At 51.0% G+C, this 16,153-nt stretch carries 13 protein-coding genes and 2 pseudogenes; all 15 read right to left on the reverse strand.

Going from position 1 to position 16,153, the window contains the following annotated elements; all coding sequences use genetic code 11:
* On the reverse strand, positions 1-983 hold a 983-nt coding region (locus tag ACOTXT_RS18985; protein ID WP_421625413.1), incomplete at its 3' end, for a type VI secretion system Vgr family protein.
* Positions 984-987: 4 nt separating this feature from the next.
* Positions 988-1,512, reverse strand: coding sequence for a type VI secretion system lipoprotein TssJ (gene tssJ / locus ACOTXT_RS18990; RefSeq protein WP_021241761.1), 525 nt, complete (start codon positions 1,510-1,512; stop codon positions 988-990).
* Between the two features lie 35 nt (positions 1,513-1,547).
* The gene (gene tssG / locus ACOTXT_RS18995) at positions 1,548-2,630 is read right to left on the reverse strand and encodes a type VI secretion system baseplate subunit TssG (RefSeq protein WP_421625414.1); all 1,083 of its coding nucleotides are present in this window, start codon (positions 2,628-2,630) and stop codon (positions 1,548-1,550) included.
* A pseudogene (locus ACOTXT_RS19000) lies at positions 2,594-2,782 on the reverse strand (type VI secretion system baseplate subunit TssF); the annotation flags it as partial. The gene tssG and the pseudogene ACOTXT_RS19000, both read right to left, overlap by 37 nt.
* A gap of 55 nt (positions 2,783-2,837) precedes the next feature.
* Positions 2,838-3,455 carry a hypothetical protein gene (locus ACOTXT_RS19005; protein ID WP_320733422.1) on the reverse strand — a complete coding sequence of 206 codons (618 nt, stop codon included), beginning with the start codon at positions 3,453-3,455 and terminating at the stop codon, positions 2,838-2,840.
* 220 nt (positions 3,456-3,675) lie between these two features.
* The gene (locus ACOTXT_RS19010; RefSeq protein WP_333164496.1) at positions 3,676-5,670 is read right to left on the reverse strand and encodes a hypothetical protein; all 1,995 of its coding nucleotides are present in this window, start codon (positions 5,668-5,670) and stop codon (positions 3,676-3,678) included.
* Between the two features lie 224 nt (positions 5,671-5,894).
* The gene (gene tssF, locus ACOTXT_RS19015) at positions 5,895-7,664 is read right to left on the reverse strand and encodes a type VI secretion system baseplate subunit TssF (RefSeq protein ID WP_045354226.1); all 1,770 of its coding nucleotides are present in this window, start codon (positions 7,662-7,664) and stop codon (positions 5,895-5,897) included.
* A gap of 33 nt (positions 7,665-7,697) precedes the next feature.
* Complete coding sequence (tssA, locus tag ACOTXT_RS19020; protein ID WP_021241764.1) at positions 7,698-9,305, reverse strand: type VI secretion system protein TssA; 1,608 nt, start codon at positions 9,303-9,305, stop codon at positions 7,698-7,700.
* Positions 9,306-9,359: 54 nt separating this feature from the next.
* A complete protein-coding gene (locus tag ACOTXT_RS19025; protein ID WP_023294215.1) occupies positions 9,360-12,731 on the reverse strand; it encodes an ImcF-related family protein in 3,372 nt (1,123 codons plus the stop codon).
* Positions 12,724-13,932, reverse strand: coding sequence for a hypothetical protein (locus tag ACOTXT_RS19030; RefSeq protein ID WP_106105606.1), 1,209 nt, complete (start codon positions 13,930-13,932; stop codon positions 12,724-12,726). Before ACOTXT_RS19030 ends, ACOTXT_RS19025 begins: the two co-directional genes overlap by 8 nt.
* Before the next feature lie 2 nt (positions 13,933-13,934).
* On the reverse strand, positions 13,935-14,198 hold the full coding sequence (locus ACOTXT_RS19035; protein ID WP_021241767.1) for a PAAR domain-containing protein: 264 nt from the start codon (positions 14,196-14,198) through the stop codon (positions 13,935-13,937).
* 62 nt (positions 14,199-14,260) lie between these two features.
* Positions 14,261-14,662 (reverse strand): lysozyme inhibitor LprI family protein, encoded by a 402-nt coding sequence (locus ACOTXT_RS19040; RefSeq protein ID WP_021241768.1) that lies wholly within the window; start codon positions 14,660-14,662, stop codon positions 14,261-14,263.
* 114 nt (positions 14,663-14,776) lie between these two features.
* A complete protein-coding gene (locus ACOTXT_RS19045) occupies positions 14,777-15,205 on the reverse strand; it encodes a hypothetical protein (protein WP_333164505.1) in 429 nt (142 codons plus the stop codon).
* A 1-nt stretch (position 15,206) separates the two neighbouring features.
* Positions 15,207-15,422, reverse strand: a pseudogene (locus tag ACOTXT_RS19050) (hypothetical protein); the annotation flags it as partial.
* A 254-nt stretch (positions 15,423-15,676) separates the two neighbouring features.
* The gene (locus ACOTXT_RS19055) at positions 15,677-16,039 is read right to left on the reverse strand and encodes a DUF4087 domain-containing protein (RefSeq protein ID WP_164085565.1); all 363 of its coding nucleotides are present in this window, start codon (positions 16,037-16,039) and stop codon (positions 15,677-15,679) included.
* Positions 16,040-16,153: the final 114 nt, after the last annotated feature.

The raw sequence follows: 16,153 nt of genomic DNA on the forward strand, positions 1-16,153 counted from the left end.
CCCTCTTTCAGGGCCGTAATGACATCGCCCTGTGGCTCCAGCACCTGCCCGGGCGTGAGGTGGGCAGCATTGCTGAACAGGTGGATGCGGGCTGATTTGTTCAGTTCCCGCTCGTGGTAGATGCGGGCATAAAAGGCGCCGGATTCGGTTTCCGGCTCCGGGCTGGTGTCGTCACCTGCGTCACGGTAAGGCGCTGCGTAGCGGTAATGCTCCCCGGTGGTGACCGCATCGTTACGCACACTGACCGTCGCATCCATCGGCGTGGTGGCTGTCCGGTAGTTGTAATCCCGCGTGGCGACGGTGCCGGTGGCAACCCTGTGCCAGGTCCGCACATCCCAGACCGATTCTGCCGCGCCGTCAAACAGGCCCGATGGCTCGCTGTAAGGCAGGCGCACGTCAAACCGGTAGTTCAGCTGGCTGTCGGCAAAAATGTACGTATCCAGACCGCGCACGTCGTCCATCTCCGTGCGCCAGTAAATCCCCACCTCAGACAGAATGCGCCGGATAAACTCCAGGTCCGTTTCCCGCCACTGGGTGATAATTTCACGCGGCGGGTAGGTGCGCTCCAGCCTGAATTCAAAATCAGGTCCCTCCAGCCCGTGTCTGCGCAGCACCTGCTCAACCACCTCAGGAACGGACTGGTTCTGATATACCGCGCACTGCCGGGTGTATCCCAGCAGCGCCAGGCGCGAACTGAGCGTAAGCCGGTAGTGAGACTGGTCCCTGGATGTGGACAGCCATTCCAGGCGGGTCACCCTGCCGTGGACATTTTTGCCGCTTCGCATCCGGAAGGTGGCATATTTCATCAGCACCTGTTCCGGGGGGATGTGCGCCTGCAGGCAGGTGAACTCAATATCCCACCGGAACGGCTCACTCAGGGCTTCCCTTCCGTAAAAGCGCAGAACATCCGGCTTCACTGAACTGTCATTGATATCCAGAAAATATCGGGTCTGTCCGTCAAAAAGCGCTAACCAGTTATCCATCACGTCATTCCTTTACCGGCACAAGGCTGAGCCAACCATCACCCAGTTCAATCGTGCGGGGTTTGTCCGGGTCGAGGTCATCACGGGTCAGCACCAGACGCCAGCGGTTGTCCTTCTGATCCGGCCGGTTAAACAACCCCACCACCGCCACGAACTGAGTGTCCTCATCCATGGGCATATTGAGCGTCACGCTGCCTTCGGGCATCACCAGCAGCTCTTTTGATGCCAGCACGTCGTCCTTAAGTACCGTATCGGCCTTGCGCAGCAGCGTCTGGTAATCAGCGGCATCAACCGCCTTACGATCCCGGAGCTGATAAACCCGCACCATGGTCGCCAGCGGCGTCTGTGCGCCATCGGCGTTGATGGCCTTGCGCGGGGTAAAATCCAGATGCAGTGTTTTAATTTTCTTGTAGAAGATGGATTTCGTGATGCTGACCGTACCGTCCGTAACGGTCTGAGTCAGACCGCAGCCAGCGAGCAGGCTACAGGCAATAAGCGTCAACGCCCAACAGCGGGTTACTGTTGCCATTCAAAAATTCCTTAATTGAAAGTGGGAATACGTGATTAGTCGAAGCGATAATGTCCGTCTTCAGCGGGGGAGAAAGCAGAACATTGCAACCCTTCATAGCGGCCCAGACTGACGGTCAGAGTTTCCCGGTCATTGCTGAGCTTGCCTTCTTTGAGACCCAGTAAACCGGTCCGGCCCAGCTGGATACGCCTGCCTTTACCAAGGCGCGGTTCAGGCAACAGCCGCACGGGTACCGTGAGGCGCAGTCGGGCATCACTTCGGTAGCCGAGATAGACGCGCAGCAGGACCAGTAAATCGGTATGGAGGATGCCACCGGGTAACCAGCCTTCGGCTTCGCCGGGATCTTCCGTGACCAGTGTCACCAGCACTCTGCTACAGGCTTCCCTGCCCGTTTTACCCAGCGTGGCCCGCTGAGAAAGACGGATGCGGTTCCCTGCACCCAGCCCGCTACGGTTATCGATATGGACCTTCACCGGATCCGGTTCGGTGATAATTGCCTGGGTATTCGGTGCCAGCAGGCTCACCAGGGCCCGGATGCCTTCTGCATTGCGGGTGGGTAATCGCATGGTGCCCAGCAGGGCCAGAAAGCGGGAAACCGGCGTCGCCACCTGCTCAGCCGTTCCCGGTATACCGAGTCCCACCAGCCCCAGCAGACACTGAGATGTGGCATCGCGGCCACCTGCCTCGAAGGTGGCCGGATAGGCGTATTTTCGCCAGATCCGGTAATACTGGGTGGTGATGCGGTGGCTGAAAATATCCAGAAACGAGGTGACCGCCTCGTGCCCTTCGCGGCGCTGCGCAATGTCGTCCAGATAGGACGTTGGCAGAGGGGAGTCCACGCCATACACCCCGAGAAATGTCGTGCGGACCGTTGGGGGTAATGTCGGATGGTCTTCGTCGGTCTCAACCGCTTTCAGGGTACTGACCGGGAAACCCATACCAGGCCAGGGCCTGAACCGTACCGGATCGTCGCCCGGATGGCTGGTGGTGCCCAGTTTCGGCGCGTCCGGATTTTCCTGCTCCAGCAGTTGGCAGAAACGATAAAAATTGGCCCGCCAGATATCTTTGTTAAGGGCTAACGTCAGCCCGGTACGTGCTGGCTGTGATTCTCGCGCCATCTCAGTCGTTTTCCTGTCGGTTGCAGTACCAGCGTGAGCTGGTTAAAGAGGTGAATATCGGCATAGAGCGCGAAGAATCGGTGCAGCATCTCGCCGAAGAGATTCACATCGCCCTCGCCTGTAAAATTATCCATGTTAGTCGTAAGATTAATAATCATTTTAAAGTTGGGGCTTGATGTGGTTTTATTGACAATGGTGAATAACCATTTATTTTTCTCTTGTACCAAGCGTTATTTCCTGTATGCGACTAGAGTCTATCCAAGAGGAGTAAATTGTCCCGTTCTTTGCTTGATATTTAATATGCGAAGCACTCCCTGAGTTGTCTTCGACCTCTACATACTCCCCTGGCAAAATGAATAAACCTTGACTTGGAATAGATAACTTATCATCTTTATAGAACTGCAATCGAGCAGTACCAATAACTTTGTAGACTGTTTTTTTGTTCAAGCAGTTAAGATATACTGAAGCATATCTTTCATCAAATTTTAATTTTTCTGGTTTATCTGGGTCAATAGTAATGTCTTCCAAACTGAATTTGAGATAATCATACTTCATCCATAAAAGAAAACCTTCGCCCGGAGTGTCGACGGATTGCTTGTTATTGAATTGAACTTTAGCATATATATTATCATTACTGACACGGTCGATGTCTGCTGTAATCAGATCTCTGTCCACTTTCAATTCATTTATCAGATTTGCATCGCTGGAAGCAACTATTTTATCTAGATATTTCGAGCAATTATCAAAATCATCATCAGTAACACCTGAAAATGCTGAGATAGAGTATGTTAGTAACAATAGAGGAAATATTTTAAACTTGATCATTGTTTAGTCTCGGAAAATTCGTTAGTAAATTTAGGTATAATCGCCCCACATTCTTTTCTATATAACTTTTGTGCTGAGTCTTGGGTTGAATACCACCGAGCATAGTTTCCGTCGTGCTTATTGATGTAATACACAATATATTCCATAGAGCTTTCAACGGAATCGAATACTACAAATTGCTTTGGTTTATCCGTGACTTGGGTATTACCTCCCTGTCCACTTAATCCTTTTCCTTCTTTTTTACTCCAAATCCCCGTTGGCTGATATTCTGGGTGCTGCGCAAAAAAATCAGAACTCCATCCATATGCTGGCGGGTGCCATGTACTTCCATTCCTGGAGCACCACAATGCTGGTATTGACCAGAAGTAAAATGTGTCGTCTCAATGCGAAACATTCTTTCAACTATTACAGACATGTCTTTACCATATTTATCATATATCTTACGTAAAGCATCTTTCCCGTCTTGTACAGTAAAAAGTCCCGCATGTTGTTTTTTTATGTTAATAATCGCCCCCAAAAACATTATTGGGTGCATATGCCAAAGTTCGGGTCCCAGTTTCTCAGTCGTGACATCCTGCATCCATACCATCTTATCGAGAAAATCTTCGCTGTACTTCTTCCATTCCGGCGCTTCTTTCTTCAGCGCATTCAGGAACGGTTGCCAGATAGCATCGCCTTTTTTGAAGTACCAGTCGCTGGGATGTTTTACGATAGTTTTCTGAATGACCTCACGATAGTCAGGATTATGTAGACCTCTCCAGTATTCCATTGGAGAATAACGATCGCTTCCACTGTCTATTTTATCAAGAAGGCGCTGATAATTATGCTTTACCAGGGCGTGACTGGTTCGCGTATCACCGGTCGCGGCCTCGTAAAGTGAGTTGATAAGGCTGCGGAAGAATCCAACAGGCTGATTCTTTCCATCAAGGTAATCAAAGCTGGTCGGTTCTGCGGTTTCAGTTCTGAAACCAAGCTTTGCCAGATCATACTGTGACAGAAGCTGCGGTTCTGCCTGGCCTTTGGGTACGTAGGCATTCTCTGGTCGCAACTGCCAGTATTCCTGTCTGGTCGATTTATCGACTTCTGTCTGCACCTGTTTCAGTGGCAGGATCCCTGTTCTGGTCGTCACTCTGGTATCCTTTGTGAATGTACCGGTTGCAACATCCTTTTTGTACAGCGCCAGGCCAGGAGTGTATTTCAGCCAGAGCGGATTCTTTTCTCCCGCCTGTTCGGGATTGGTCAGAAACTTTTCCAGATTGTCATCCATGCTCGTGCATTCAATATGTACCTGGTATCGGGCCTCATATCCCCCGTCCTTAGGTGCCTGATAATATCCCATATGACCAACAGGATCACCGGCAGTGATGGAGAACGGAGACGGACACACAACCTGGTCAAATTTCATGGCCTCTTTGGCTGGAGGCATAAGCTTGCGCCACCATGACGGACCAGCGCCGGGAGCGGGTTTAATATTATTATTATCCACTACCACCCAGTAACGTTTACCGAGGATCAATGAGGTACTGACCTTTTGCTTATCATCTGTATTACCATCGGCATCAGGTAAACTTTTCAACGTCACAAGACCATACCGGCGCTGGTTATACCCCGCCGCGTTAAGACTGGTATCAGAGGAGTCCCATTCAACGCCTGCCCCCACAGGCATATACCCTGCAATCTGAGGCTGAAGTTGTTCAGAAGTCAGTTTTGCCGTGAGCCAGTCCATTTCAGAAAACGCTTTAAGTGTATCCTGAGTAATCCACTGATTTTCCGATTCCGACTCATAAGCAGAATACGGAGCCAGGTGCATATACAGGGTATAGAAATGAAGCCCGCTGGATTCCGTTTCACCCGGCTGAATGTAGTGTTTTACCAGGACGAATGAACCGGAGAAACTCAGCGGTCCGGATTCCCATGCAATCGTCTGATAATCCTTGCAGATACGATAAGCAACCACTTCCCCGTCAGCCATGCATCGAATCGCCTGCTCACCTTTAAAGGGAATCGCTTCAAGAGGAGATTTACCACTGAGTGCGCACCACGGGGTCGTGGCTTCGGTGATATGGATCCCGCCATGCCACATTCCACTGCGGCCTATCGCATATTGTCCGGTAGACTCCCCAGCTAAATGGGAGAGAATGTCTTCCTGGTTACTAAATTCCTTCCCCCGGTTGTTAGAGGGAATTGGCCAGACAATTTTGGGTAACACAGACACGATTCACACTCCCTGTCAGTCACTAAACGATTTACAGACGACCTGATTGACATTCATGATCTCAGCCAGGTCGAAAACCGACAATAAATCTTCCGCTGTTAACGAATCAGGTTCATCTTTAGCTGGATCTGGGTTCTCGTCCTCTTCACAAGCTATGTCTGCATCAATATGTGTATTCAACTCTTAGGCATAAGCTGACTCCATTTTATAATTTAGGGCTAACGTCAGCCCGGTACGTGCTGGCTGTGATTCTCGCGCCATCTCAGTCGTTTTCCTGTCGGTTGCAGTACCAGCGTGAGCTGGTTAAAGAGGTGAACATCGGCATAGAGCGCGAAGAACCGGTGCAGCATCTCCCCAAAGAGATTCACATCCCCCTCGCCTGCAAAATTGTCCATATTCAGCGTGACCTCAATATCCACACCCCGGAGCATAAAGCCCTTCTCAAAACGGCGGATCAGGGTGTGCTTCACGGCAACTATCGCTTCAAGACGACGGCGGTTCATCTCATCGTCAGTCCAGTCATAGAGCGCCAGCGTTCCCCGCAGGACCTCCGGATTGTCCATCATACTGAGGAAGTTTGAGCCGAGATGGCTCATCACCCGCCAGTGGAAGCGATCGTTTGCCGGGGGGTACAGCGGCATCGTTGGTGCTGTGACATTCAGGACCCTGACAGGCACTTTGCCGGTTTTGACCACCCTGTCCAGCAACGTACTTTCCAGTGCTTTGCGCGGAAGCTGGCCGTTGGTGCCGGTTATTCGCATCGAGAGGGACTCCGGTTTATCGGACAGCTGCTCCAGTTCGAACGAGCGGCCCCCGAGAATTAACCAGGTGTCATACAGGCCAGAGGGGCCGCGTTTCACGCGGGTGTGGTAATAACGTTCAGGGGCATCGTGGCGCATCATACCGCCCCGGTGCCGGAAACTGGTAAAGGGCACATAGGGATGTTTGCCATTCTTCACCGCGCCGTGGATGTTATCGACGCTATAAATCTCTGTGTGACCATCCTGAAGACGCAGCGGCCTGAGCAAATATTCGTTTTCCAGCGGGTTAAGCGTCAGCGGGTCGGCTTCAAGGGTAAAGAGATTGATGACCGGCGCACAGTGCAGCCGGAAGTTTTCTGTCTCAAAAGGCAGATCGGATGACCAGGCTTCACTGAGCACAATGTCGATTTCAAACCAGGTGCTGGCCTCAGTGAGCCCGATGGAGTCGAGGCCGCGTAGCTCAACAAACATAAATTTAGGACGGAAGCTGAAATACTCCAGCAGCAACTGGTAACCGCTGAAGGCGGTATCGGCTTTCTTCCACAGGCCATCATTGTCATCAAAGCCCATGGGTTTACACCAGCCGTCAAACTGATGACGTTCGGTGTACGTCCCGGCATGACGGGCATACATGGCATGTACACGACGGGTCATTGCCAGATGCAGCGCTGAGCTAATTGGACTCTCCGCATTAAGAAAAATGGCGACTTTGTCGATTTCGGCTTTACTCCAGTCCACTTTTTCAGGGCATTCGAAGCGCAGACGAATAGCGGAGCGGCCATCGGTTTCCGTATGCAGGCGGGCGTCCGCAAGGTGCAGTGGTTGCAGGGGAACATCGCGGGTCGTCCGATACTGACAGGCGGTTTTATGCGGCCCGACAGGACGTGAAAGAATGGAGAAGCCTTCCGCGAGCATTTCAGCCTGACGCAGACTACGCCAGTCAGGGGAGAACTCAACGATGGCCAGCGACGGGATAGTCCGCATATAGTGCGGCCACAGCAGACTCACCAGCCCTTCGGTGAGCTCCGGCAGATCATCATCCAGCTTTTCACGCAAACGGCCCATCAGGAAGGCAAAACCTTCAAACAGGCGTTCCACGTAGGGATCGCGGGCGCCGGGTTTATCCAGATTAAGCATTGCTGCCCGATCCGGATGGGCACGGGCAAACTCTTTACCGGCTTCTCGCAGGTAACGCATCTCTGCTTCGTAATAGCGCAGGGTTAAATCATCCATGCACGGCATTCCTGAAAATTATTAAAGAAAACATTAGACACAGAGCACCATGGCACGGGCTGGGTCAATGGCAATAAGTCCGGCAAGTAAGGACTCCATCTCAGGCATCAGACGGGATTTATCAGATTCGCTGCGACCGGCTTTCATACGTAGCAGCTTCAGGCGACGGGCCTGAACTTCAAACAACAGAGTGGGCTCCCAGTCTTCAAGCGTCAGCTGTGGTGCACTGGTGGTCAGTTCGCCAAGCAGATGAAGCGCCATTTCGTTTCGGCCATACTGCTCTGCCACACGGGCCATCAGCAGACGTATCAGCCAGCGATGGCGTGGTGTGTCCATCCCCGGTCGGGACTGAAGCCAGGCAAGCGCCGCTTCGGGCCCTTCCGTGTCTCCCTTTTCCATGGCTTCGGACTCAAGGAGCAGCACATCATCAGCTTGACCATTAACGACGTTAGCGGGTTCATCACCGTAGATCCGGCCTTCTTCATTCACTTTTTCAGCAATCCAGGCGGTGGTAACTTCGTCGGCAAAAGGGGTACCATCATTCCATGCCAGCCCTTCAAGACCCGGGAGGCGTATAAGCAGCAGCCGCAGATCGAACAGGACGGAGTCTGTCCAGGCATCCCAGGGATGACCGGCATGGCTGAGCCCCTGCCAGAGGTACCACTGAAGATCGAGCCAGAAATGGTTGACCCCTTCGCAATACATCTGGCTGGCCTGCTCAACCAGCTCAGTCCAGTTTTTCTGAAGATATAGCCGTTTGAGCTGCGCGCGATACTCAGGTTTTGGGGGGATCAAGCGGGTACGTCCGCTACTGTCCAGCGGAGGAAGCTGATCGACCGTATCCCACCGCACGGTTTTTATCAGCCGGTGGGAGGCAAGCCACCCCAGCGGTTGCTCACTCAACCAGCGGGAAAGTAGCTTTGCCTGGTCGAGTAAATCGCGGCCTGATTTCACGGCTGAAAGCTTCGGTGAATCCGAGTGGGCAGCTTCACGCCCGTGCTCCTGAGCACTACTGTTCTGGGGGACCAGAGCTTCCATACCACCTGAACGTGCAAGGCGGTTTTCAAGTGCGGTACAAAACCCTGCAAAAGACGGTTTTTCAGCTTCCGACCAGTCGGACACGGCGGATTGAATCAGGTTTATGGCACCAACCGTCAAACCAGCATCATTGCTGTCCACCTCAGGCCATAACTGCAGGGCATCAATAATTTTTGCACTGTTGAGCCACTCCAGAGCAGCTTTACGGGCCACCGGGCGTCGTGGATGACATGCCTGTCCGTAGCGGATCAGCATCGCGGCAAGAAGCAGTAAACCTTCGGACAGCCCTTTTTCACCGTCGCGGCTGAGTCGGGCCAGCACGTACCAGGTCACCACACGAATATCTTTGGCACATTCACAAAGACACTTCGGGGCCAGGTCACACAACAGAGCCGAATCTGTACCTGAAAGTTTATTAATCTCTTCACGCATCAGCTGAAAATTATCGTCGTATGCGGGATCGTCTCCGGTTGCATTTTCTGGATTGATTGGTTTTAGCCAGTTATCCCAGAGTGGCAGGGCATCATGTGCCCGGGAGATGAGACGCTGCCTTTCTTCCTTGCTTGTGGCACAGGTGGTTAACAAATCTTCCGATGAACTCATTCTTTTTCCCGTTTTTAATCTCTTTCATAAATCTCACGACAGTTTTTGATCTCGTCACTGAAGCTCTTCTTCGTCAGCAGCGACGCTGAAAATACTGTCGGGCAGCGTGAATCCCTGGAGCTTCAGTAACGCAAGCGGACCATCACCTAACTCACTGCGCATCACAAACTTCAGCGGATTCCCGTCGGGCGTGATCCACACCAGTTGCGTGCGGCTCGCATCAAGAGGCGTAATAAGGGCTTTATCCAGCAGGCGAATGAGCCCCCAGTTACCCTGGTTACTGGCATAGAGTTGCATGCCACTGTTGACGCTGCGCCAGCTTAAATTTACGCCCGGATAATATGTGTTTCCCGGCCAGGTAAAACTCTGCCAGCTTTCCGTCTGATTGAAGTAGTCAAGATTCTGCTCATCAAGAGTCAACTGCACTCTGGCAACATCCCGTGAAGGACGCGCCATCAGCTCGAAGTGAACACCCGCATCACCCTGCGAGAATACGATATCGGACAGTTCCGCCAGCTGATTTATCGCCAGAAGGAAATCCGGACTGACAACCATCCCCTGACTTGCGGAAGGGTCAACGACCCAGCGGTTTCCTTCCTGGTGGAGGATCCCGCCGAGATTCGTTTTCAGGAAGGTCGTGATTCGACCCGAGTCGCTACGCAGGAACTGAGCCAGTAGCGGCAGGGAAGCATCGCTGCCGGTGGCTTTAAACGGGTACCGTCCCGCAAAGGCCTTATTCCACTGATCGACAATGGTCGTCTGCCAGCGGGCATTGAGGCTACCCGCAGCCGGGGCAAGTACCTGCCGCCAGGCCAGATCCAGCGGCTGCACAAATAACGACTGACCAAATCCATTCCACTCCTGCCCCAGGCTTGCCGCAACCAGACTGCCGTAATCGCGGGTATCGGTCAGATCGATGGCTTTGCCCTGGAACACGGTCTGGGCCAGCATCTGCGACATAGCCTGCGGATCCGGGGCACTGGTGACCTGCTGAAGCTTCAGCCGCACCTGGGTAACGCGGGCCAGCCAGGACTGGAAGCTGAGGTTACCGTTGGTACCGGTGCCCTCTTTACCTTCCATCAGCCCCATTAGCGGACCGAACACTCCATCAAGCGGACCTTCAGGGCCCTGAGCCTGCTCTATAAATTGTTTTGCATTTTTTTTCTGACCAATTAGCTTTTTCGCTGAGTCCACTATCGAGTCGGCCAGCGCCTCACCCTTCTGCCCCGTTTTTCCCTGCCAGGCCAGCGTGTTCATCAGTGCCACCAGCGGGGACTGGCGGACATCGCCTATCAGACTGAGCTGGGCAATCGCTTCGGAAAGTGACGTAGCCTCCTGCCACTGTATGCTATTGACCATATTCAGCCAGGCATTACCAAAATCGGTAAAATAGCGTTCAGTCAGGCGGGCCTTCAGCGCCTCCGGGGAGATATCGCTCCCTGTCTGGTGTATCTTATCCGTCAGTACCCAGTCAATTTCATCGCGGCGTGTCTTGACGACCTCGTTAATCGCATCCTGAACCTGCTCTTCCCAGGCCTGACGCGTAAACATACCCGGGACGACTTCGTTAGTGCTGAATACCGTAGTGGCATCGGTGTCGCCGGTCATATCGGCAAGCGTTAAATCAGGCCAGTTGCTGGCCACGCGCTTAAGCATGTCCTGATATAACCCGGATTCAGCGTTCCGCTGGCCAATCTGCTTGAGCAGGATCTGACGGACCGTGCTTATTAATTCAGCGTCAGGCTTAATTTTCCATTCCGGATGAGCCGGGAGGTTCTGCGCATAAAAGCCCAGCAGTTTCGGTGCCAGGTCCTGCCATGTGCCATCCGGCACATTCTGGCGTTTCGGTAAGGCTTTCAGGACGTTTTTTGCCAGCCAGTCTGCGTCTGCTTTGTCAGGACGGGCCAGCATCAGATAACTTTTGAGCACGTCGTAGGTATGCTGTGTGCCCTGCGTTCGGGCATCACTGGCAGGAGGAAGTTGCACAAACGCATTCAGCTGCTGTCTGAGATGGTCTGCTGTGGTATCCCTCATCAGCTGTACGTTATTTTTCGCATACAGTGGCCAGAGTGCGGCCAGCGTATCGCTGTCCTGATTAAGACCAAAACGGGTGTACCATGGAGCGCCGGTCGCCTCACGATGTTGCAGACGGGCAATAGCTTGCTGGAGTACGAGCTGGTTGTGCAGGCGTTCAGCAAGTGGTTTTGCGGTATCCGCTGCCTGCCTCGCCGTTTCCTGTGCCTCATAAATCTGGGTACGGTTAACGATCAGGGACAGCAATGTACCGGTCCCCCACAGGACAATCAGGGAAAGCAGAATAAATCTCAGCATCTTCTGCCAGTCGAAGCCCAGCTTCCTGCCGCTGATGGCATCACAGTCATCAATGACGGCTTTCCATGTCGGTGTGTCGAGGCGCGTGTTCGGTACCGTTCCGGCAACGGCCAGTTCAGGGCTGAACATGACACCGCGTAAACGCCAGGCCGCAGATCCCTGCATCAACCCACTGAGCAAAACAGTCAGACTGGCTTTCAGTTCGTGTTGCAGACGGGAAGATAACTGGAGCAGGGCGTTATGAGCCGGATTATTCAATATCTGTGCCATACCGGCTTTTTGCAGGCGCTGAGACAGCGTAGTCAATGCCTTATCCGCCTCTTTTATAGTGCCTTCCGGTCCGAATATCACCCCTGTCGCAGCCGTGTCCGCGTCCTGCTGAGCGCCTTTGGCTTTATCAGTCAGCCACAGCCAGACAGGTGCCTGCCAGCCCAGCTGATGATCGGCTTTCTGGCGGCAACGCAAGAAAGCATCCCGTTCGCTATCCGTCGGGAGGGCTGAAGTACTCATCACCTGAATAATGCCATCAACCGGCAGGCCGGATCGCAGACGCTTCAGTTTTGAAAGGAAGATCTCATCCGGGAGTGACTGCGCATCACCGCCATAAATCAGTACGTTGCCGTCACCTTCCTGCCAGAGGTCATGGCACAGACCCGGAGCTGCTTTATGGACGTCGTCCGGGTTGCCCATCACCAGCAGGAGTCGCACCTTACGCTGCCATCGGCGTCCATAGCGAAAGCGCAGGTGTTCGGACACGGCGTCTTCGCTGAAGACCGGTTCGTCGTCATCTTCTTCACTGAGAATGGTGTTCGTCACCGGAGTGATACTCTCAGCCTTTTTCTGGCCCCACTGGAAATACAACCCGGATTTACCGGCGAAGTCGAAAGCCTTTTCTGTCAGCCAGCCGAGTAAAAACATCGCGGCAACCATAATGGCGCAGAAAGTGAGTATGCGTTGGCCGTCATACGGTCCGAAGCCGGTGGCTGAGGCCACATTTTCCGGAAAGGCATAAAACAAAAATGCCACGATGGCTGTCAGGAAAAAGGCGACAGTCACAACCGAGCCGATGAGAGTTTTTACTTTTACCTTAGACATTCTTAGGCGATTCCTTGCGAACTTCTTCTTTGGTGATGACGGCGACCCAGATGTCGTCCTTGTCAGCTGCGGGTTGTGCGGCGATAACCTGCGACCCTCGTTGTTCAACGTCAGCATTAGCAAGCGTGATGGCCAGCCATGGAGCAGCATGGCCGGTATATCCCAGCACGGGATCGATACTGGAATTGTCTTCTGAAAGACTAAATTCCACTTCACTCTCTTCGCAGGCATTATTCCAGCCGCTGCCCGACGTCAATGTGGGACCGGAGATCCAGCTTCCTTTGAGTTCATTGGGCAGGGTCTTCGACCAGAGCAGCGCCCGGGTAAGTGTCTTTGTGAGCGTAGTTTCTGTTCCCCTTTCGGGGCGATGAAGGCGAAGCGCATCCGGCCAGGCATGGGCTTTGCGGTTGCTCAATACCACCATTGAGACAGCATCAGCTTCTTCTTCCCGGGGAGACGCCGGTAACGACAGCGTGATGGCAACCAAAATGCCCGGGGTGTCCCATCGCTTGTCCAGCCAGGCATCAAACGCCCCCAGCCCTTTTCCGGCCATCAGGCGAAAAATCCTGCCCGTCTTGAGTGAGAGATCGGCTTTAAGCTGCTCTTCAAACAGGGGATACAAATCGCTATCACAATCCAGCACCAGCCAGCATGGCAGTTCGGGCGGAAGCGGTTTAACTATCCCCTCTACACGCGTGGTCAGTTTATTAACCGCTGCTTTTAGCGCCTTCGTTAAATCTGTCTGATACTCTGGTAATGCCGCGTATCTGACCGGTTTGTCACATCCTCTTGGGCGAGAGAATTCGATAACAGGAGCTGCGACTTTCATTGCCTTCAGCAGGTCATCGGCTTTGTTTCCGGCCGGACTCTGAATATAAGTACCGAGGATCCAGGCGCAGCGTTGACCGCGCAGAATTTCACAGTCAATAAGCGCTTCTCGCTCGACATTTCGGGACTCGGTCCCCACCTGTTCGGCTTTGTAGGCAAACCGGCGTAAGCCGAAAATAAGCCCCCAGGTGCAAAATGGAAGACCCAGCGCGGTGAACCAGAAGACAAAGCCGGTTCGCTCTGACGTCCAGCACCATAGCGTGAGCGCTATGCCCCCCAGCATGACAAACGCGAGGGAGAGCAGCCAACGCCCGGTACTGGGGCGCACTATCTTAGGTGCCTTTTCAGGGATGGCATCCAGCCAGACGGGCATAATCAGGCAACCTTTGCAGCGGAAAATGAACTGATCAATGTGCAACCACAGGCACATTTGTGACCGTGAAAGGCAACCGGGATACCATGATCAAGGTAATCAGGGTTGCCTTCTACGATAGTTGTAGGGCCATGTCCCGGAACCGGGCAGGACACTTTGTCACCTTTACGGGCAACGCCAATACCGCCGAATTTCATCGTTTCTGAGGCGGTCAGTACTGAACCACCGTGGGTGGTTTTATCGCCTTTGCGGATAATCTGGAGCATTAATAAGGACCTCTGCGAGTTAATAATTATCATTAGGTTAAAGTAACTAGCCTCCAGACATATTAATCCTGAATCTGTTCCAGTAAGTCATTTAACTCATTCACTCTTGAAATATTCATGTCCATACGGCATACGCTGTACATTGGCGAACCGATTATAAATCCTTGAACATCACACCAATTTTCACGTGAAGCAATCCAGTTTTTTTGCGCCGACTCGAATTTACTTGTAATGTCAGGTATTCCACGCGCTTTAATTATTCTGTATATTTTCTGGTAAACAATGTTCATGTCTTTCTTTGCGGCGTCTGATGCTTGGTCGGCACAGCCCATTACAACAGAGTTATTTATATCTTGATTCATTTTACGACAATCAGTTTCAATCTTGGAATAGTCGGTTAGTACGGCATGTGAAATGCAAGGGAGTATTAGAAGTAAAGTCAGTGCTTTGTTCTTAATATTCATTTAATTTGAACAATCCAGTAGAGGCACTGGTAATTTAACTTACCTATAAGTGCCAGGTTCTACAATTAAAGAGACCCATTCTGGACTCAATGGCATGTATATGCTTTTGAATAGTTATTCTGTATCATACTCGTCACCATTCCATCGCAAGGTATATTTAGGTCCGCAAAAAATATCTTTTAGCCCTTTGTGTGATTTTTTTGATATTCCAATGGATGTACACATATATGCTGCATCTATTGATTTTCCATCATGCATTGTGATTTCGAATGTTAAAGTAGGAGAGTTGTCGAGATTAGACATACAGTCCGATTGATCACAAGTACCTGGTGGTGTTGAACTCAGAAACGTATACTCGATGATATCTTTTTCACCGTCACCATTTAAGTCAGTAGTAACGCGACCTGTTTGCCCATCGACAAAACCAGAGTTTTTAACCTTACTTGCCGTTACCAGCATATCAACATCTTTGGTTTGAGAACATTGAGCATATGTTGCCGATGCCATTAAAATTAACATAACTAAAGAGAATTTTATGTTCATTTTAATAATTATCAACCTTCTTCATATAGGTTTTAATAAAATCATTTAGTTGCTCTACACCATTATATTCGCATTGGTTTTCTATCAAATCTGTTCGTTGACCTTCCATCGAGTTATATAAACTGCACCGTTCAGAAATATACTTCCGTTGACTATTATAAAACACCATATCAATTGAATACTCCTTGCCAGATTTGGTAATAATATCTTTAATGGAGACCTCTGTTTTTTGTGCTGGTTTGTATGCAGTCGATCATATCCGGATAAGATCGCATCGAGGAATTGCAAACTTGTGATAATATTGCAAAAGAAATTACTGGCAAGCTAATGGATAATGCGAATAATATGATTTTCACCCTTTAGCCCCAATTTAAGCTAAGTAATTTTAAGATTTGAAATGCTGAGGCTTTTTGTATGACAAAACTCCGATTTTTGTAAGAATCTAACAAGTTTATCCACATGTGAACAACACTAATTATCATTCATTACATTTTCAATTTCTTCTGTTTTTTCTCTAAGTGATGGGTCCTTTTTGCATACGCGAAGAGGGAGTGCCTTGAAGTTGAATATTCTGGTTATTTCTTTTGATTCCTTTGATGCCTCAGACTGTATGTAACAACAACCGTACCCATAGCTATTATTTGTGTTAATAAATTCTTTAGAAGGAAAGCCAACTAAATATTCCATTCCCTTTGGCCCTTCTTTTCCTTGGGTTGAAATTGTCCAGTCGCCATCTTTATCCGTCAACCAGTAGTTTCCTGGAGTTGGATTTTCTAACCATCCACATCTATTATCTTTATCATATAATGACGGGGCGATTAGTAAAACTAACAAAGCTATTTTTTTTGTTCAAGATATCTCTCCTGCATTAAGTTGTTCTAAAAAACTTTCCGCAGAATGTTTGATTTTATCTACCAGAAGCATTGTATTTTTGAATCCATCAAAGCA

It is taken from the genome of Enterobacter cloacae complex sp. IR5422, assembly GCF_049238165.1.
GTDB lineage: Bacteria > Pseudomonadota > Gammaproteobacteria > Enterobacterales > Enterobacteriaceae > Enterobacter > Enterobacter roggenkampii.